Genomic DNA, 19174 nt, shown 5'->3' with positions numbered 1-19174 from the left:
GTGTTTCGACCGCGTTACCCCGCGGTTCCCGCCGGGTAATCACGGCCTACCCCGCATCCGCGGCCCTGATTGCAGGCATTCCCATCAGAACAGGGACCTTACGTGCACCGGATTCATCGAACTGCACGGTGGGATCGGCCTCGTCGGGAGCATTGACGAACGAGACGAATCGGGCCAGCTTCTCCGGGTCCTCGAGTACGCCCGCCCACTCGTCCTTGTAACCGGCGACGTGTTTGGCCATCGACGCCTCGAGTTCGTCACCGATGCCGAGACTGTCCTCGCAGACGACGGCCTGGAGGTGTTCGAGCCCACCGTCGAGTGCATCGAGCCACGGTGCGGTGCGCTGGAGCCGATCAGCGGTCCGAACGTAGAACATGAGGAACCGGTCGATGTACTTGACGAGCGTCTCGTCATCGAGACCACCGGCGAGCAACTGAGCGTGCTTGGGCGACTGGCCACCGTTGCCACAGACATAGAGGTTCCATCCGCCCTCCGTGGCGATGATGCCCACATCCTTTCCTCGGGCCTCGGCACATTCGCGCGCGCACCCGGACACACCGAACTTGAGCTTGTGCGGAGACCGCAATCCCCGGTACCGGTTCTCGAGGTCGACGGCCATGCCCACCGAGTCCTGCACACCGTAGCGACACCAGGTCGAGCCGACGCAGCTCTTGACGGTCCGCAGCGACTTTCCGTAGGCCTGACCGGACTCCATACCCGCGTCGACCAGCCGCTTCCAGATCTGCGGCAACTGCTCGACGCGGGCGCCGAACAGGTCGACGCGCTGGCCACCAGTCATCTTCACGTAGAGCCCGAAGTCGCGGGCCACCTCGCCGATCACGATGAGCTGCTCCGCCGTGCATTCACCGCCGGGCATCCGCGGCACAACCGAATAGGTGCCGTTCCTCTGGATGTTCGCGAGGAAATGGTCGTTGGTGTCCTGCAGGCCCGCCTGGCTGCGATGCAGGATGTGGTCGGAGTCCGTCGAAGCGAGGATCGAGGCGACGACCGGCTTGCAGATGTCGCAACCACGGCCGGTACCGTGGCGCTCGATCAGCGTCGAGAACGTGCGGATCCCCGTGGCCTGCACGATCTGGAACAACTCGGCGCGGGACTGTTCGAAGTGCTCGCACAGCGCCTTCGACATCTCCACACCCGACGACGCGAGCAGCTGTTTGACGGTGGGAAGACACCCGCCGCAGGTGGTTCCAGCGTTGGTACACGCCTTGATCTGCGCGATATCGCATGCGCCCTCGGCGATCGCCCCGCAGATCGCACCCTTGCTGACGCCGTTGCACGAGCACACTTCGGCATCATCGGGCAGTGCTCCCGCTCCCGGCTTCTCGCCGGCCGGTGAGATCAGCGACGCCGGGTCACCGGGTAGTTCACGCCCCACGAGGGGTCGCAACGATCCGTACGCCGACGCATCACCGACCAGAATGCCACCCAGAAGGACCTTGGCATCGTCCGAGACGACGAGCTTCGCGTAGGTCCCTTTGGCGGAGTCCGACAGCACCACCTCGAGCGCGCCGGGGGTCCGTGCGTGCGCGTCGCCGAAGCTCGCGACGTCGACGCCGAGGAGCTTGAGCTTGGTCGACATGTCTGCACCGGGAAACTCGGCGTCGCCACCGAGCAAACGATCGGCGACGACCTCGGCGGTGCTGTACCCGGGCGCGACGAGGCCGTAGCAGACGCCGTCGACGGCGGCTACCTCACCGATCGCATACACGGTCTCGTCGTTGGTACTGCGACACGAGAGGTCGGTGAGCACACCGCCACGGCCTGCGAGCTCGAGTCCGGCCTCCCGCGCCAGATCGTCACGGGGACGAACGCCCGCCGAGAACACGACCAGGCCTGCGTCGATCGTGCTGCCGTCGGACAGCGACACCCGCAGGCCCGCGGTCGTCGGCTCGATCTTCTCGGTGGCGACTCCCGTGTGTGTAACGAGACCGAGGCCCGTGACGAGCCGATCGAGCACCTTGCCGCCGCCCTCGTCGACCTGGGCAGGCATGAGCCGGTCGTTGTACTCGACGACGTGTGCGGTCAGGCCCATACCGCGCAGGGCGTTCGCCGCTTCGAGCCCGAGCAGGCCGCCCCCGACCACCACCCCGTCGGCGCTGCCTCCGGTGGCCTCGGCGGCGGCGACCGTCCGTGCTGCGGCCTCGCGGATCCCGTCGAGGTCGTCGAGGGTCCGGTAGACGAAACAACCGGTCAGGTCGTGGCCGGGGACAGGCGGAACGAACGCGTAGGAACCGGTAGCGAGGACGAGCGCGTCGTAAGGCAGGATTTCTCCGTCGCACGTGGTGACCGTGCGCGCCGATCGGTCGATCGACGCGGCACGCGTCCCGATCCGGAGATCGACGAGATCGTCACCGCGGTAGTCGTTGCCGGCAAGAGCAAGTTCCTTGCGGTCCCACGAACCGACGTACGACGACAGACCGACACGGTCGTAAGCAGGCTCTGTTTCCTCGCACAGCACCGTGATCGACCAGGCATCCTGATCGTCGCGGGCGCGCAGCGCTTCGACGAAACGGTGGCCGACCATACCGTGACCGGCGACGAGTACGTTCTTGCGGCTCATGGTTGTTCACTTTCTCTTCGTGCAGGTGGTGCTGGTACTGGTGGTGCCGGTCAGGGGGTCGCAGCCGGCTCGTGTGCTGCGGCCTGCCGCGGCACACGCAGGAAGACGCTCCAGGTCACGACGATGCAGACCAGATAGAAGGCTCCGAACACCCAGAAGGCCATCGTCGCGGACTGGGCCTCACCCGAGTACGAGGCCCGGAGGACCAGGTTGATGCCGACTCCGCCGAGACCACCGATGGCACCGGCGAAGCCGATGAGCGCACCAGCCATGCTGCGCGACCACGCTGCTTTCTCGGCTCGGTCGAGATGCTCGAGGCCCTGCGCCTTCGCTTCGAAGATCGACGGGATCATTTTGTAGACCGAACCGTTGCCGAGTCCGGACAGGAGGAACAGTGCGACGAAACCGAGGACGAATGCGACCAGGATTCCACCGGATGCGGCGCCTTCGGTGGCGTCGTCGACGGTTCCCGCGGCGATGAGGACACCGGCAGCGAGGGCCATCGCGGAAAACGTCCAGACGGTGATGCGTCCCCCACCGATCCGGTCGGCGAGTTTTCCGCCGAGCGGGCGGGCCACCGAGCCGAGCAGGGGGCCGATGAAGGCGATCTGCGCGGCGTGAAGGGCTGCCTGTGCGGGGGTGTCGCCCCCGGCGAGGAAGTTGATCTGCAGTACCTGCCCGAACGCGAAGCTGAATCCGATGAACGAGCCGAAGGTGCCGATGTAGAGGAAGGCGATGACCCACGAGTCACTGAATTTCAAGCACTCGCCCATCGCACGGAGATCTGCGTGCTGGTCGCCGAGATTGTCCATGAACAACGCTGCGCCGAGCGCTGCACCCGAGCAGAGAACGAGGTAGATCGCGCAGACGATCCACGGTGCGGTATTTCCGACCGTCGCGATGACCAGCAGGCCGATCAGCTGGATCACGGGAACGCCGATATTGCCGCCGCCCGCGTTCAGACCCAGTGCCCAGCCTTTGAGCCGCTGCGGATAGAACGCGTTGATGTTCGTCATCGACGACGCGAAGTTTCCGCCGCCTACGCCCGCCAATGCTGCAACCAGCATGAACGTGGTGTAGGAGTGGCCGGGGTTCAACATCAGATACAGCGTGGCCACGGTCGGGACGAGCAGAACCAGCGCACTGAAGATCGTCCAGTTGCGTCCTCCGAACTTGGCGGTGGCCACCGTGTACGGGATGCGCAGGACAGATCCGACGAGGGTGGGCACCGCGACAAGGAAGAATTTGCCTGCGGCATCGATGCCGTAGATCTCGGTGGGCATGAACAGCACCATCACCGACCAGATCGACCACACCGAGAAACCGACGTGTTCGGCGATCACCGACCAGATCAGGTTGCGCTTGGCGACGTCCTTGCCGCCGGCCTCCCATGCGTCGACGTCCTCGGCGTCCCACTTGTCGATGTAGTGTTTGCGCGCGAACTTGCTTCGCAGCGGCTCTTTTTCGAGTGCAACACTCACGCCGGCCACCTCTCTCAGGTTTCTGATGAACCCAAGGTATGGCGCGGGTGTTGCCGCGGTGCTGCCCGCGGTGACTGGAAAGTCAAGAGTTCCTCACCGGCCCCCGATGTCCGGTGTGAGGGCGTGTCCGGTGTGGGGCGGCGTCAGAGGAGCAGGCGCACGAGGTCAGTGGTGTGTGCGAGACCGGGGAACGCTTCCTCGGTGGACCGCGGGTGCAACGCGTGCACGGCAAGACGGAACATCGCCGCGCGCAGGAGCATCTGCGGCCATTCCGGCAGATCCTCCCACCGGCCGATCAGTGCGTCGTCGGCCCCGCCCCACGACAATGCGTCGACGACGGCCACCGCCGCGGCCCACGACGCCGGTCGCCAGTAGGGAGTGATATCGGTCAGCCCCGGAGCAGCCCGTCCCGCGAACAACACCGTGCCGAACAGATCGCCATGGACGAGCTGATCCGGAAGGTGGACGGGCTTGCGAAACGTGGCGAGCTGGGCGATCAGGTCGAGACTCTTACGTCCGTCAGGGGTGACCGTTTCCGGCGCACCGGCGGCACGTGCCGAACGCAGCGGCACCGTCTCCCACGCGGCGCGGTCCGCCGCGACGAAGACGTCGACGTCCGCCCACGGTGCGACCGGAGGTTGCATCAGGAATCGAGGACGCTCGAGCTGGGATGTGGCTGCGTGCAGCCGTAGCGACAGGGACACCACTTCGTCGTGTCGAGGTTCGGATGTGCCGACGATGTAGGTGTCGGCACGCCAGCCGGAAACCACGTAGCGTCCGTCGGTTGCGCGGACCGGACGGGCCAGCCGCACTCCGTCCACAGTGAGGGTTTCCCGGACCTTCGCCGACCACGCTGCACGTGCATGGTCGGCGACCCTGGACAGGACCACATCTCCACATCGGTATCCTCCGTCCCAGTCCGCCCCGAGCGGGACCGGCTGGACATCGCGGAGACCGAACGTGGAGCACACGTGTTGCGGGGGTTCGAGCGAACTCACGTGGCCAACCGTACCGCCGGCATGCGGCACCCTAGGGAAGGCGCCCCGACCCTCAGGTCACAAGTTGACACCGATCCGCCGTGCGATCTTGCGCCTCTGCGCAAGAGCCGGGCGCCGGTTGAATCGCCACCCACCGTCGTCAGTACAGCGGAAGGGATGTGTCCACCTGCTGGGCCCAGGCCACCACACCGCCCTGCAAGTGACTCGCGTCTGCGAATCCGGCCCGTTTGAGCACAGCGAGCGCCTCTGCCGAACGGATGCCTGTTTTGCAGTACAGGACGAGCGGTGTGTTCTGAGGTAGCTCGGCGAGCGCGTCGCCGGACAGGATCCGATCTTTCGGAACGAGTCGCGCCCCCTCGATGCGCACGATCTCCCACTCGACGGGTTCGCGGACGTCGATCAGCGCAACGTCTCGCCCCGAATCCATCATCACCCGCAGCTCGCTCGCGGTGATCGTCGCATCCACCCCCGCCGCCACCGCATCCTCCGGCACGATCCCGCAGAACTCCTCGTAGTCGACGAGTTCGGTCACCGGTACTCGCCCGGGGTCACGGCGTAGCGTGACGGTTCGGAAGTTCATGGCGAGGGCGTCGTAGATCATCAGCCGGCCCAACAGGGGGTCGCCGATGCCCGTGATCAGCTTGAGCGCCTCGGTGGCCATGATCGTGCCGACGGTCCCGGGAAGGACACCCAGCACACCACCTTCTGCGCACGACGGCACCATGCCCGGGGGCGGAGCTTCGGGATAGAGATCGCGGTAGTTGAGTCCGCGTCCACCGGGAGCATCCTCCCAGAACACCGAGATCTGCCCTTCGAACCGGAAGATCGACCCCCACACGTACGGCTTCCCGGCAATGATCGCGGCGTCGTTGACGAGGTAGCGGGTCGCGAAGTTGTCGGTGCCGTCCAGGATCAGGTCGTACTGCGCGAACAGCGCCACGGCGTTGCTCGAATCGAGCCGCTCCGGATGCAGGCGCACCGTGATGTTGTCGTTGATGGCAAGGATGCTGTCGCGCGCGCTCTCGCCCTTGGAACGCGCGACGTCCGCCTGCCCATGGATGATCTGCCGCTGCAGGTTCGAAGTTTCGACGTGGTCGTCCTCGACGATGCCGATGGTGCCGACACCGGCTGCCGCGAGGTAGAGCAGCGCTGGCGAACCGAGACCTCCGGCACCGATGAACAGAACCTCGGCGTTCTTGAGCCGTTTCTGTCCCGCGACCCCGACATCGGGAATGATCAGGTGCCTGCTGTATCTCGCGATCTCCTCACGGGTCAGTTCACCTGCGGGTTCCACCAATGGCGGTAGGGCAAGGTTCGGTTCCACCGACGGCAGTGTGGTCACGATCTCCTCCTCTGCGGGTACGCCGCCGATTGTCCCACCGTCGACGACCTCACTCCGAAGTGGTCATGCTCCGCGGGGAAACGGCCACGGGTTGAATCGGCAGACCTTCCCATCTGCGGGAACGATCCCTTCGGGGTCCAGTCGGGAGATATCGTCGTTCGAGGTGCCGTACGTCTGCTGCATCATGATCGGCGCGAGCCCACCGTCGGTGGTGCACCCTTCGTGTGCGGCGTAACCCACCGCGTGCCCCACCTCGTGGTTGATCAGGTACTGGCGGTAGGAACCGATGTCGCCGTCGAACGCCACTGCTCCACGAATCCAGCGTGGCTCGTTCACGAAAACACGTTCGACGCCGGGATTGAAGCACGAGCCTTCGAGTTCGATGTCGAATCCGCAGAACTGCCGGAGGGTGATCTGAGAGGTGAGTGAGATCCGGAAATCCGGCGTCTCACTGTCGACCCGCCTGAATGCGAACGCGCGGTCGGCCGTCCAGCTCCTCGGATCGGCAAGCGTCTCGTCGACCATCTTCGCGAACGCATCGTCTCCGCCGTACGCGGTGGTATCGACACCGTCCTCGATCTCGACCGTGTAGGTGAAAACCTGCCGCTCGCCGAATCCGGTCTGCTCGGTGACTCCCGGAACCATCCGCCAGGTGCCTGCACCGCGCTCGGTGAAGGCGCCTCCCTCGGGAAGCGCGCCGGATTCCAGGCCGGCCGGGAAGCTTCCGTCCGCGAGGGGCGAATCTACGACGGTGGCGTCGGCCACGACCTCTGCACTGTCCTCGCCGTCCGCGCCCGCACCCATTGCATCGCCTTGCACCGCATCCCACACCACGAACACGGTCACCGCGGTGAGCACCGGTACTGCGTAGGCGCGCCACCCGTACCGCGCGACGAAGCGCCCGAGCCGGCTCTGCTTGCGCACATCTCGCGCCGGTCGAGGCCTGCGCGGCGGACGACGGTCGCCTTCGACCGGATCCCACTGCGCCCGGAGCGGTTGCCTCGATCCTGGATGCGGACCTGCACCCTCGGGTGACCGGCGCAGATGAGGACGGGAGTCCTGTGATTGCTGCGAGTCCTGCTGTGGCAGGGCCGAGCCGTGCGCTGTGCGGGTCGTACGTGCTCCTCCTCGGTCGATCACGGTTGCCAGAATGTCACACCGCGGTCGATCGGACGGGCTGTCCGTGACGGGTCCTCACTTCTCACGCAAGCACCTACAGCACGATTCGAAAAGGCGGATACTCGACGGTAGGGCCGTCCGCCTGCATCGACACCGACCTGTAACCTGCAGAGATGATTCGCGTCGACGTGGCAATGGTCACGATCGTCGCTTGTGCAGATTGGGAGCAAGCATGACCGAAGTCGCCGCACGAGCCTCGGGACGAGGAAACACCAACGGCACGAAACGGGGCTCTCGCATGCCGAGGGACGAGCGACGCGCTCAGTTGCTCGAGGCTGCCAGTGAAGTGTTCGTCACGCGGGGTTACCACGCCGCGGGCATGGACGAGATCGCCGACTGCGCCGGGGTCAGCAAGCCGGTCCTGTACCAGCATTTCCCCGGCAAACTGGAGCTGTACTGTGCTGTTCTCCAAAATTACGTCGACATCCTGATCAACGGGGTCCGACAGGCCCTGCGCTCGACCACCGACAACAAGCAGCGCGTCCGTGCCGCGGTCCAGGCATTCTTCGATTTCGTCGACAACGACAGCCAAGGTTTCCGGTTGGTCTTCGAATCCGATCTGATGGGCGAGCCCCAGGTAGCGCATCGCGTGGAGCAGGCCACCGAGGCATGTGTCGACGCCGTGTTCGACCTCGTTGCCCACGATTCGGGTCTCGATCCGTATCGTGCGCGCATCCTCGCGGTGGGTCTCGTCGGTACGAGCCAGTTCACGGCACGCTACTGGCTCGATGCGGCGCGGCCTATTTCCAAGGACGACGCAGTCGACACCACCGTCGCGCTCGCCTGGGGCGGCCTCAAGCACGTCCCCTTGCAGCCCGAGCTGCAGAAGCGCTGACTCCCGCACGACGGATACCTGGATACGCGGAAGGGGCCGGGACGCACCCGAGTGCGTTCCGGCCCCTTCGGCGCGATCGACGTCAGTTCGCGGCGAATCCGACCTTGCCGGCGGTACCGGGACCGATGTCGACGTAGGTGACCTTCGTGGCCTGCACGAGGACCTTGCGGCCCTTCTCGTCGACCAGCGCGAGTACACCCTTGTTTCCGCCGTTCAGGGCATCGGTCACGAGCGCCTCCACCTCGTCGGGTGTCTGTTCGCTGACGATGACGATTTCGCGCGGGCTGTCCGCGACACCGATCTTGACCTCCACGAAAGACCTCCGAGATTCTCAGGCTGGACTGCTTGTCCTCGTCAGGTTAGTGCAATCCGAGCACTGCCATCCGCTTGGCGTGCTCGACCTGCATACGATCGATGAGTGCCGCGATGTTGGATAGGTCTCCCGACGCGAGAATGACGAGTTCGGCCAGTTCTTCGCGCTGCGCGAGCACGTACTGAGCCTGCGTGATCGCCTCGCCCAGCAGACGCCTGCCCCACAACATGAGCCGGTCCTTCTGAGTACTGCTGCGTTCGACGACCGACCTGACCTCATGTACTACGAACTCCGAGTGTCCCGTCTCGGCGAGTACTCCGCGCACCACGGTGGCGACCTGCGGATCGAGCATGTCGGCGATCTCACAATAGAAGTCGGCCGCGATCCGGTCACCGACATAGGCCTTGACCAACGACTCGAGCCACGTCGATGGTGTTGTCGACTCGTGATAGGCGTCGAGCACTTGATGGTAGGGCTCCATCGCCTCGTAGATGTCCACACCTCGCTCTTCGAGCGCTGTGCGCAAGATCTCGAAATGACCCATCTCCGAGGTCGCCATCTGCGCGAATGCGACCTTCCCCTGGAGCGACGGCGCAAACGCCGCTTCGTCGGCGAGCCGGTAGAACGCTGCGATCTCACCGGCTGCGAGCACCGAGAACAATTCCGAGACACCCGGATGATCTGCCGGTAGAGGAGTCGCAGGCGGAGACAGGCGAGGTTCTGCTGCGGACGGCGATGTTTCGGCTCCCATGACGACAAAGCGTAGTACTACCTCGGCGAACGCGCCCCTCGCGGTACAATGGGCTCAGAAGACCGCGCATCGAGCCGCTCACCGTGGCCCGCGGTCTTCGACGATAATGTGCGCGCACCCGTTTGAGGATCGCTGCCGCGCTCGCGGGCCCGTCTACAAGCTCGCGTGAATTCGCAGGCCGGTCGCCTTGTCCACCTCGTGCGTGCGTGCCGAGACCAGGAAGGCCAGACCCCTGAGCAAGATCACCATCGACCACGAAGACGACGCAAGCGAGAAGACCGTCTCCGCACAACTCGACGACACTCACGTTGCCCCCACATTCGCCGAACTCGGTGTTCGCGACGAAATCGTCCGGGCGCTGTCCGAGACGGGCATCGAACGTACCTTCGCCATCCAGGAACTGACGCTGCCGCTCGCACTCGCCGGCGACGACCTCATCGGCCAGGCCCGCACCGGCATGGGCAAGACGTTCGGATTCGGCGTACCCCTGCTGCATCGCGTCACCACCACCGCCTCCGGCACCGCTCCGCTCGACGGCACGCCGCGCGCGCTGGTCATCGTCCCGACCCGCGAGTTGTGCATCCAGGTCACACAAGACCTCGAGAACGCATCGAAGTATCTGCCCGGCAGCGGCAAGAAGGGCCTCGAGGTCCTCGCCATCTACGGTGGCCGCCCCTACGAGCAGCAGATCGACCAGTTGAAGAAGGGTGTCGACGTCATCGTGGGCACCCCTGGTCGTCTGCTCGACCTCGCCAACCAGTCACACCTGATTCTCGGCAAGATCGGTGTGCTCGTGATGGACGAGGCCGACGAGATGCTCGACCTAGGGTTTCTCCCCGACATCGAGCGGATCCTCGGGATGGTCCCCGACAAGCGTCAGACGATGTTGTTCTCGGCAACGATGCCCGGGCCGATCATCACCCTCGCCCGCACCTTCCTCACCCGGCCGACGCACATCCGTGCCGAGGAACCCCAGTCCTCCGCGGTGCACGAGCGCACAAGCCAGCTCATCTACCGGGCTCATGCCCTCGACAAGGCCGAGCTCGTCGCTCGCGTCCTCCAGGCCGAAGGCCGCGGCGCGACGATGATCTTCACCCGCACCAAACGGACAGCGCAGAAGGTCGCAGACGATCTCGCCGAACGCGGTTTCGCGGTGGGCGCGGTCCACGGCGACCTCGGTCAGATCGCCCGCGAGAAATCGCTCGGACGGTTCCGGGACGGCAAGATCGACGTTCTCGTCGCCACCGACGTCGCCGCACGTGGCATCGATATCGACGACGTCACCCACGTCATCAACTACCAGTGCCCCGAAGACGAGAAGACGTACGTACACCGGATCGGCCGCACGGGTCGTGCGGGTCGCACGGGCATCGCCGTCACACTGGTCGACTGGGACGATGTCCCGCGCTGGCAGCTCATCGACAAGGCCCTCGGCCTCGGCATACCGGAGCCTGTCGAGACGTACTCGAGCTCTCCGCACCTGTTCGAGGACCTCGGTATCCCCGAGGGATCGACGGGCCGGATTCGTAAGCCTGCGACCACCCGCACCGAGACCGAGGGCGGCCCGGGCGACCGTCCTGCTCGTAGCGAGGGCCCGACGCGACCCAAACGCACACGGACCCGTCGTCGCACGGTGCGCGGCAAGGTTGCCACCACCGCGAGCACCGAACAGGCGGATACCGCCGCAGCCGAGGCTCCGACGGCGACTCCTGCCGGTTCCGACGCCGGCACAGGTGAAACCACTTCCGATGGCTCCGCTTCGGCCGGCCGCAGACGCCGCAGGCGCCGCCGCAAGCCGGCCGAAGGCGACGCCTCCGCGAGCACGCCGTCGAACGCCGACGACGTGACGAACGCAGTGTCGAGCAACTCGGCCGGCTAGCCACGTGCTCGCGCCCGAACGTCGCACGCGGGCCGACCTGATCATTGCAGCGATACTCGTTGCCGCCGTCCTGGCGGCGGCGAGTGTCGTGTGGCTGCGGTCGGACGCACGCGGGACCACGTCGATCACCTGGGACGGGGCGACCAGCGCCCCTCCTGTCGCGAAGTTCGTGCCTGACACCCTCGCAGAGTCGTGGCGCGCGCGAAGTGCTGCGACGGCACATGCCGTCGTGATCGCCGATACCGCTGCCACTGCCGACGGCGACACCGTTGTCGGCCGTGACCTGCAGACGGGCGTCGAACGATGGAGCTACCGACGCGACCGCCCCCTGTGCGCCGCGATCGGAGCCTGGGGGCACATCGTGTCGGTCTACAACGACCCCCGTGGATGCGGCCAAGTGACAGCGCTCGACGCAGACACCGGTGCCCGTGGAGCACAACGTTCGAGTGATACCGACAGCGAGGTGCGTCTCATCGATACCGGGACACACTTGATCGCACTCGGCGACACGCGCCTGGAGATGTGGCGGTCGGATCTGGTGCGCACGGTCGAGTACGGCCGGGTCGATGCTCCGGTGAACCCCGGCGCACAGCCTCGCAGCGGCTGCGCGCTCCGTTCTGCGGACGCAGACAGCAGTCACCTCGCAGTTCTCGAGCAGTGTTCCAAGGAGCCGGCCGCGCGGCTGACGCTGCTCGACACCACGCCCGAGGACAGCCAGAAACCCGAGGAGTTCGCATCCTCGATCCTGCCTGCCGCGGTGCCGGACGGCGCCGCGCAGATAGTCGCGGTGGTCGACGACCACACCGCGGTCTATCTCCCTGCCGGCCCCGATGGCGGTGCACGCCTCGAGGTGTTCGACGGCTCAGGTTCGGCAGTCGACCGATACGAGTTGCCGCAGGTGACGAAATCCGGAGTGGACACCGGTCCGGCGGACAAGTTCGACGATCTGCTCCTGTGGTGGACGGGTACCGACACGATCGCGCTCGACACCGAGGATTTCACGCCGCTCTGGACCGTCGAGGGCACGCTCGGGCACGGCTCCGAGATGGCCGGATCGGTGCTGCTGCCGGTCGACGACGCGATTGCGGTGGTCGATCCGGTCAGCGGCGAGATCGCCCGGACCATCGAGGTCGACCGCGACACGGACGCCACGGTCTCGTTGTCCGTCGCGGGCGAGACGGTTCTCGAACAGCGAGGAGACGACGTGGTCGCGCTGACCGAAAGCGGTCGACGTTGACGCAGCCGATCCGCCGTTGCTGATCGGTTTCCGGCCTACGCCTCGGCCTGGACGGCGAGCGTGGCCGGCTTCGCACCGCTCGTCCAGCACGCCAGCAGGTTCTCGGCGAGTTCCCGGTATGCCTGCGCACCCTTGTTCTTGCGCCCGGACAGCACCGTCGCGCCCGACGCCGACGCTTCGGCGAACCGCACGGTCCGCGGAATCGGGGGTGCGAGGACAGGCAGGCCGTACCGATCCGACACGTCGGCGAGCACGTCACGGCTGTGCGTGGTCCGCGCGTCGTACAAGGTCGGTAGGGCTCCGAGCATCTCCAGATCCGGGTTGGTGATCTGCTTCACCTCGTCGACGGTGCGCAGTAACTGCCCGACGCCTCGGTGCGCAAGGGTCTCGCACTGCAGCGGTACCAGGACCGAGCGGGCGGCGGTCAGGCCGTTGAGGGTGAGGACGCCGAGGGACGGCGGACAGTCGACGATGATGACGTCGTAATCGTCCTCGGTCGCGGCAAGAGCGCGCCTGAGGACGTACTCGCGTCCGGGACGCATCAGCAGCAGCGCTTCCGCCCCCGCGAGGTCGATCGTCGCGGGCAGCAGTGTCAGCCCCTCCCCCGTCTCCAGGAGCACTTGCCCGATCTCGGCGTCGCCCATGAGCACGTCGTGCACAGATCGCTCGAGCCGATCCGGGTTGTGTCCCAGGGAAAATGTCAGACATCCCTGCGGGTCGAGATCCACCACGAGGACGCGCTGCCCGAGATCCACCAGGGCAGCGCCGAGTGACGCGACAGTGGTCGTCTTGGCGACGCCACCTTTCTGATTTGCCACCGCAAGTACTGTTGCCACGCGTCGATCCTCGCTCATTGAGGCACCGCGCGCGAGACTTGACGAATCCACGGTTGCCCGGGCGAATCACCGGTGCGCCGTTCGACACGACACCAGGAGGCACCACGCCCGTGATCCGCCGCGCCCGTCCCGACGACATCACCGCTGTCACCGACCTGATCTACGCCCTCGCCGAGTACGAACACGCGCGGGAACTGTGCACGGTGGTTCCGGAGCAGGTCCACACCGCGCTGTTCGGGCCGGACCCCTCGGTATTCGCTCACGTCGCAGAAGAACCAGGCGGCTCGGTGGTAGGCGTCGCGCTGTGGTTCCGGAATTTCTCGACGTGGGACGGCGTACACGGCATCTACCTCGAGGATCTCTTCGTCCTCCCGGAGCACCGAGGCGCGGGATACGGGCGCGGCCTGCTCGCGGCCCTCGCCCGCGAGTGCGTCGAACGCGGTTACACACGTCTGAGTTGGTCTGTGCTGGACTGGAACGAGCCGTCCATCGGTTTCTACCGATCGCTCGGCGCGGAGCCTCAGGACGAGTGGACGACCTTCCGGCTCAGCGGAGAAGCATTACGTGCGCTCGGAACCTGAACCGCTGCCGGCACCTGTGTCGGTGTCCGATTCCGGCGGTGCGTCCGGTGCATAGTCCTGCGCGAGCCATCCGGTTGTCGCGGGTGCGAACAGCAACACCAAGGCCGGAATCACGATCACTGCCATCAACGTTCCGAGCAGGGGCTGATGCGAGTCGGTGAGCAGCGACCACACCACCGGCAGCAGAAGGATCTGTGCAACGACCGCTACCGCTCGACCCCACCGCACGCCCCGCAACAACGCGATGCCGGCGGCCAGGACACCACCGAACAACAGTCCCAGCCACATCGCGAACCCGTAGCCGTTCGTCACCGACTGGTCGTGTTCACCCGATGCAGCGCGGAAGATCGAGTACACCGCGAACCCCATCGCCACTGCACCCTCGAGAACGACGAGTATGCCGGCGATACGGACCGTCGACGGAATGGCACTGCGGGAAGATTCGGTGGTCACCCGGCCAGCGTAGTGGACCCGACCAGGACCACTTAGGCTGATCTTCCGTGCGTGCACTGCTGATCGTGAACCCCAACGCGACGACGACCACACCGGCCGGTCGCGACCGACTCGCTCACGCTCTGGCAGGCCGGGTCGCGCTGACCGTGGCGCATACGACACACCGCGGGCATGCTGCGGACCTTGCCCGATCTGCGCACGCCGACGGTATGGACGTGGTCATCGCTCACGGGGGCGACGGCACGGTCAACGAGATCGTCAACGGGATGCTCGGCGACCCGTCCCCTCGGACCGCAGATCCCTCGATGCCTCTGCTCGCTGTGGTTCCCGGCGGTTCGGCGAATGTATTCGCGCGCTCGTTGGGGATCGCCGCCGATCCGATGGAGGCCACCGAGCAACTGCTGACGCTGCTCTCCGAGCGGTCCCGCCGCCGGATCGGGCTCGGATTCTGCGAGGACCGCTGGTTCGTGTTCAACGCGGGCCTGGGACTCGACGCTCAGGTGTGCGAGGCCATCGACCTGTCGCGGTCTTCCGGAAAGAAGGTCACGTCCGCGCGGTACGTGAGGCACTCCGTCAAACAGTTCTTCGAATCGAAGAAGGTGGCGCCCGCGCTGGCGCTCGAGATTCCCGGCCGTGATCGCGTCGACGGTGTGTACTACGTCTTCGTGTCGAACTCGAGTCCGTGGACCTTCCTCGACAAGCGACCGGTGCACACCAATCCCGGCACGTCTTTCGATACCGGACTGGGTGTATTCGCCATGACCACCACTCGGGTGGCTGCGAGCCTGAGAGTGGTACGTCAATTGCTGGCCCCACGCGGCGAACCGGAATCCCCGCATCTGATTCGTGTCGACGACACCCCGCGGGTACGGGCAGTATCCACGCGCCCGATCGGACTTCAGGTCGACGGCGATTACTTGGGAATGCGAACCGACGTCGAATTCGTTTCGGTTCCGGACTTACTGGACGTAGTGGCCCCGGCGTCTGAAACCAAGCGGGAAATTCTGTGATTCGTCTTACATCACCGCTGGCCAGGGTGTAAAAATGTACTTCGAGAACAACGCGGCATCAATGTCGGCGTGAGCTTCCCCACGGTCGTGGTCGATTCTATTGACTTCACGCTCGTTCGTGAAAGCATTCACAAGTAACTCCGCGGAAATACTTCGCGACTCCAGCATGAACTCGACAAGACCATCATCCGGTGCGCGCAGCACCATCGAAGGAGAGTAGAAGCATGGACTGGCGCCACAAGGCCATCTGCCGCGACGAGGATCCGGAACTGTTCTTCCCGGTGGGAAACAGCGGCCCGGCGCTCGCGCAGATCGCTGATGCCAAGCTCGTGTGCAACCGCTGCCCGGTCACCACCGAATGTCTCTCGTGGGCACTCGAGTCCGGCCAGGACGCCGGCGTGTGGGGCGGTATGAGCGAGGACGAGCGCCGCGCGCTCAAGCGTCGCAACGCACGGACCCGGGCACGCACCGCTGTCTGATTTGACTCCTGCCTGAGGCATCGAAGTCCGACGCACGGCCCGGCACCACTTCGGGTGCCGGGCCTTTGTGCGCTCTGAGTCATGTTCTACGTCGGCTTCCACAAGTTGGTCGTCACGTCGGCCGCTTCCCCAGCGGCAGGCTCAGCCGGGCTTCCGTTCCCCCGGAACTGCTCGTTTCCAATTCGATCGACCCTCCCAACTCTGCTGCGACGAGAGTCCGGACGATCTGCAGGCCGAGACGATCGGAATCCTCGAGGCGGAAACCGTCGGGCAGCCCTTTGCCCTCGTCGTGCACCACCACATCGAGCACCCGAGCAGAACGGTGCGCCGTCACGGTCACCGTGCCGTGTGTACCCGGATCGAACGCGTGCTCGACGGCGTTCTGCACGAGTTCGGTGAGAACCATCACGAGCGGGGTCGCCCGATCTGCGGGAAACACGCCCAGATCGCCCTCTCGATGCACTCGTACCTGGCTGCCGACCGCCGACACATCGACGACGATCGGAATCAACCGATCGAAGACGTCGTCGAGATCGACTTCCTCGTCGACCGACATCGACAGTGCTTCGTGCACCAACGCAATCGACGTCACGCGGCGGACAGCCTCGCCGAGTGCCTGCTGAGCTTCCCCGTTGCTCGTGCGGCGCGCCTGCAGTCGCAGAAGCGCTGCGACGGTCTGCAGATTGTTCTTGACCCGGTGGTGGATTTCCCGGATCGTCGCGTCTTTGCTCATCAGCGCACGGTCGCGCCGCTTGACCTCGGTGACGTCGCGGATGACGACAGCCGCGCCATCGATCCGGCCCCCAGGAGTCAGAACGAGGGCACGGATCAGGACCGTTGCGCCGCGGGCCTCGACCTCCATGCGCTGCCCGTTGCGGCCCTCCACCGCGCTCCTCAGATAGTCGGAGACATCACGACTCTCGAAGGGGTCGCTGACCAGTGCCCGAGTCGTCTCGATCAGATCCTGCCCGCGTAGATCGGCGTTGAATCCCATGCGGTGATACGCCGACAGGGCGTTCGGACTCGCGTAGACCACGCGCCCTTCCCGATCGAGCCGGATGAAGCCGTCACCGGCGCGGGGACTCGACTTCGTGTCGGAACGTGCCTCGGCAGTCGGGAAACTACCTTCACTGATCATCCGGTAGAGCGCATCGGCGCATTCCAGATAGGCGGTCTCCAGTGCGCTCGCCGACCGTCTCGACACGCGCGCGGCGTCCCGGCTGAGGACTGCCACGATGTCGTCGCCCCATCGCACCGGAACGGCCTGCCGCATGTTGATCGCATCGCCGGAACCGGGCTGCGCAGTGACGATCCGCCCCGTTTCGAACGCTTCACGTACGTACGGGTGCTCGTCGTCCGAGACGATGGTTCCCACCGCGTCCTCCGGCAGCACCGTCGAGGTCGTGGTCGGACGGCACTGGGCGACGCACACGATGCCTCCGGGCTCTGCACTCACCCACAACAGCACATCGGCGAACGACAGGTCGGCGAGCAACTGCCATTCCCCCACCACCCGCTGGAGGTGGTCAACGGCGGCGCCCGGCAGGTCGGTATGGGTTGCGAGCAGCGCGCTGAGCGTCGACACCGTCCGAATTTCCGTGCTCAGGAGATGACCGCGATGAGGTCACCCTGTTGGATGACGTCGCCGACCGAGACGTCGACCGAGGTCACGGTGCCCGCGTTCTCAGCGATCACCGGAATCTCCATCTTCATCGACTCCAGGATTACCAAGGTATCTCCCTCTGCCACCACATCGCCTTCACTGACAACCACCTCGAAGACGGTGGAGACCATTTCGGCGCGCACATCCTCTGCCATCGAAACCTCGATTCGCTGCTCCGGAGCCCGGACGGTGGACCTGCTGACAGGGCCACTCGACCGCACGTGGAACACTGTAATCAACCAGAAAGGAGATCCCACCATGGGTAAGCGAGGTCGCAAGAAGCGCAGCCGTAAGGGTAACGCCGCAAACCACGGCAAGCGTCCCAACGCCTGACACGTAGACAGACGTCGAGGGGGCCGGAAAGCACTGCTTTCCGGCCCCCTCGACGTCGAACTGCGCCTGCAGCAGAACTGCTGCAGTAGACAGCGTCGGAGGTGTCGTCCGTTCTAGTCGGATTCTCTGACGTTCACCACGACGGTTCTCCGGATCTCGATCATCAGGCGTTCCCGCAGCCCCTCCGGCGCGTGTTCACCCCCGCACTTGCGGCTGAGCAAGGCCTTGACCTTCTCCTCGATGCCGTACGTCTCCAGGCACGAACCACAGTCGTCGAGATGTCGTTGCAGTCGCGTTCTCGACGCTTCGTCGCACTCCGAATCGAGGAGCAGGTACACGTCTGCGATGACCGCTGAGCAGTCGAGTTGCTCGAAATCTGCCTGCTCGCTCACTGCGAGACTCCCTTCTGACCCTCGGTACCGATGGTGGTCACCTCGCCGGAGCCGCGCCCGCGGTGGAACCCGCGTTCACGCGCGACATCGGCGAGGAGTCCCCGCAGTTGCTTGCGACCCCGGTGCAGCCTGGACATCACGGTGCCGATCGGGGTACCCATGATCTCGGCGATCTCCTTGTAGGGGAAACCCTCGACATCTGCGTAGTACACAGCCATCCGGAAGTCTTCCGGAAGCTCCTGCAGTGCCGCCTTGATGTCGTCGTCGGGCAGTGCATCGAGCGCTTCGACCTCCGCGGACCGCAGACCGGTCGACGAGTGCTCGGCGGTGGCCGCGAGCTGCCAGTCGGTGATCTCGTCCGTCGGGTACTGGGCCGGCTGGCGCTGACGCTTCCGGTACGTGTTGATGTACGTGTTCGTCAGAATCCGGTACATCCAGGCTTTGAGATTGGTGCCTTCCCGGAACGATCTGAACGCCGAGAATGCCTTGATGTAGGTCTCTTGCACCAGGTCTTCGGCGTCTGCAGGATTGCGGGTCATCCGCAATGCGGCGCCGTAGAGCTGGTCGAGCAAGGGCATCGCATCCCGCTCGAACCGCTCGGCCAGTTGTTCTGCAGACTCCTCGACCACACCGATCCCTTCACTCATCCCCTCGGTGAAGGCTACCGGGCAGTCGGGATCCGGGCGGGAGGGACGGCGGGGAGGACTCAGTACTGGCACCGGTGCTCCGATCTACTCGCTTCGATATGGTTCGCTCGGCCGGACCGAACTCGTCGACCTGCGGCCCACGGGGATCAACAACGCTCCGGGGCGAGTTGTTCCCGAAACCCCG

General features: G+C 65.4%; 21 protein-coding genes. 7 read left to right on the top strand and 14 right to left on the bottom strand.

The features are described from left to right. Positions 1–46: 46 nt before the first annotated feature. The 5 genes from nirB to HCA61_RS01220 form a co-directional block, all read right to left on the bottom strand. Entirely contained in the window at positions 47–2581 is a 2535-nt protein-coding gene (gene nirB, locus HCA61_RS01240) for a nitrite reductase large subunit NirB (protein ID WP_169685905.1), read from the bottom strand. Positions 2582–2631: 50 nt separating this feature from the next. Beyond that, positions 2632–4062 (bottom strand): nitrate/nitrite transporter, encoded by a 1431-nt coding sequence (locus HCA61_RS01235; RefSeq protein ID WP_169685903.1) that lies wholly within the window; start codon positions 4060–4062, stop codon positions 2632–2634. A 143-nt stretch (positions 4063–4205) separates the two neighbouring features. Continuing rightward, positions 4206–5060 (bottom strand): TIGR02569 family protein, encoded by an 855-nt coding sequence (locus HCA61_RS01230; protein ID WP_169685901.1) that lies wholly within the window; start codon positions 5058–5060, stop codon positions 4206–4208. A 139-nt stretch (positions 5061–5199) separates the two neighbouring features. Next, a complete protein-coding gene (gene moeZ, locus HCA61_RS01225) occupies positions 5200–6384 on the bottom strand; it encodes an adenylyltransferase/sulfurtransferase MoeZ (protein WP_169686807.1) in 1185 nt (394 codons plus the stop codon). 81 nt (positions 6385–6465) lie between these two features. Further along, entirely contained in the window at positions 6466–7446 is a 981-nt protein-coding gene (locus HCA61_RS01220; protein ID WP_240958909.1) for a DUF3152 domain-containing protein, read from the bottom strand. A 307-nt stretch (positions 7447–7753) separates the two neighbouring features. Here HCA61_RS01220 and HCA61_RS01215 point away from each other — a divergent pair, with 307 nt between their 5' ends. Continuing rightward, positions 7754–8416 (top strand): TetR/AcrR family transcriptional regulator, encoded by a 663-nt coding sequence (locus HCA61_RS01215; protein WP_054719363.1) that lies wholly within the window; start codon positions 7754–7756, stop codon positions 8414–8416. Between the two features lie 82 nt (positions 8417–8498). On the opposite strand, the gene HCA61_RS01210 is transcribed toward HCA61_RS01215, so the two are convergent. After that, on the bottom strand, positions 8499–8729 hold the full coding sequence (locus HCA61_RS01210; RefSeq protein ID WP_132470929.1) for a DUF3107 domain-containing protein: 231 nt from the start codon (positions 8727–8729) through the stop codon (positions 8499–8501). Positions 8730–8775: 46 nt separating this feature from the next. Beyond that, complete coding sequence (locus tag HCA61_RS01205) at positions 8776–9480, bottom strand: ferritin-like fold-containing protein (RefSeq protein ID WP_169685899.1); 705 nt, start codon at positions 9478–9480, stop codon at positions 8776–8778. A 202-nt stretch (positions 9481–9682) separates the two neighbouring features. Between HCA61_RS01205 and HCA61_RS01200 the strand changes: the two genes are divergently transcribed. Continuing rightward, entirely contained in the window at positions 9683–11359 is a 1677-nt protein-coding gene (locus HCA61_RS01200) for a DEAD/DEAH box helicase (protein WP_169685897.1), read from the top strand. A gap of 4 nt (positions 11360–11363) precedes the next feature. Continuing rightward, a complete protein-coding gene (locus tag HCA61_RS01195; protein ID WP_169685895.1) occupies positions 11364–12596 on the top strand; it encodes a hypothetical protein in 1233 nt (410 codons plus the stop codon). A gap of 35 nt (positions 12597–12631) precedes the next feature. Here the strand turns inward: HCA61_RS01195 and HCA61_RS01190 are convergent, their stop codons facing one another. Continuing rightward, complete coding sequence (locus HCA61_RS01190) at positions 12632–13432, bottom strand: AAA family ATPase (protein WP_169685894.1); 801 nt, start codon at positions 13430–13432, stop codon at positions 12632–12634. Positions 13433–13542: 110 nt separating this feature from the next. On the opposite strand from HCA61_RS01190, the gene HCA61_RS01185 reads away from it, so the two are divergent. Continuing rightward, positions 13543–14013, top strand: a complete 471-nt coding sequence (locus tag HCA61_RS01185) for a GNAT family N-acetyltransferase (RefSeq protein ID WP_169685892.1) — start codon at positions 13543–13545, stop codon at positions 14011–14013. Here HCA61_RS01185 and HCA61_RS01180 read toward each other — a convergent pair. Continuing rightward, a complete protein-coding gene (locus tag HCA61_RS01180) occupies positions 13993–14466 on the bottom strand; it encodes a hypothetical protein (protein WP_169685890.1) in 474 nt (157 codons plus the stop codon). The genes HCA61_RS01185 and HCA61_RS01180 overlap by 21 nt on opposite strands. A gap of 47 nt (positions 14467–14513) precedes the next feature. Here HCA61_RS01180 and HCA61_RS01175 point away from each other — a divergent pair, with 47 nt between their 5' ends. Next, positions 14514–15476 (top strand): diacylglycerol kinase family protein, encoded by a 963-nt coding sequence (locus HCA61_RS01175; RefSeq protein ID WP_169685887.1) that lies wholly within the window; start codon positions 14514–14516, stop codon positions 15474–15476. Between the two features lie 6 nt (positions 15477–15482). Here HCA61_RS01175 and HCA61_RS01170 read toward each other — a convergent pair whose 3' ends face one another. Continuing rightward, the gene (locus HCA61_RS01170) at positions 15483–15683 is read right to left on the bottom strand and encodes a hypothetical protein (RefSeq protein WP_169685885.1); all 201 of its coding nucleotides are present in this window, start codon (positions 15681–15683) and stop codon (positions 15483–15485) included. Between the two features lie 17 nt (positions 15684–15700). Here HCA61_RS01170 and HCA61_RS01165 point away from each other — a divergent pair, with 17 nt between their 5' ends. After that, positions 15701–15955: a WhiB family transcriptional regulator gene (locus HCA61_RS01165; protein WP_132470936.1), complete on the top strand. Its 255-nt coding sequence runs from the start codon at positions 15701–15703 to the stop codon at positions 15953–15955. A gap of 112 nt (positions 15956–16067) precedes the next feature. On the opposite strand, the gene HCA61_RS01160 is transcribed toward HCA61_RS01165, so the two are convergent. Both HCA61_RS01160 and HCA61_RS01155 read right to left on the bottom strand, forming a co-directional pair. Next, positions 16068–17540 (bottom strand): PAS domain-containing sensor histidine kinase, encoded by a 1473-nt coding sequence (locus HCA61_RS01160; protein ID WP_169685883.1) that lies wholly within the window; start codon positions 17538–17540, stop codon positions 16068–16070. 17 nt (positions 17541–17557) lie between these two features. Then, positions 17558–17773: a biotin/lipoyl-binding carrier protein gene (locus HCA61_RS01155; RefSeq protein WP_169685882.1), complete on the bottom strand. Its 216-nt coding sequence runs from the start codon at positions 17771–17773 to the stop codon at positions 17558–17560. Positions 17774–17807: 34 nt separating this feature from the next. Between HCA61_RS01155 and HCA61_RS01150 the strand changes: the two genes are divergently transcribed. After that, the gene (locus tag HCA61_RS01150) at positions 17808–17951 is read left to right on the top strand and encodes a hypothetical protein (protein ID WP_169685499.1); all 144 of its coding nucleotides are present in this window, start codon (positions 17808–17810) and stop codon (positions 17949–17951) included. Positions 17952–18064: 113 nt separating this feature from the next. Here the strand turns inward: HCA61_RS01150 and rsrA are convergent, their stop codons facing one another. Beyond that, positions 18065–18343, bottom strand: coding sequence for a mycothiol system anti-sigma-R factor (gene rsrA / locus HCA61_RS01145; protein ID WP_169685880.1), 279 nt, complete (start codon positions 18341–18343; stop codon positions 18065–18067). Next, the gene (locus tag HCA61_RS01140) at positions 18340–18990 is read right to left on the bottom strand and encodes a sigma-70 family RNA polymerase sigma factor (protein ID WP_169685878.1); all 651 of its coding nucleotides are present in this window, start codon (positions 18988–18990) and stop codon (positions 18340–18342) included. The genes rsrA and HCA61_RS01140 overlap by 4 nt, the downstream gene beginning before the upstream one ends. Positions 18991–19174: the final 184 nt, after the last annotated feature.

Source organism: Rhodococcus sp. HNM0563 (assembly GCF_012726195.1).
Lineage (GTDB): Bacteria > Actinomycetota > Actinomycetes > Mycobacteriales > Mycobacteriaceae > Rhodococcus.
This window is presented reverse-complemented; position numbering and strand designations above follow the sequence as displayed.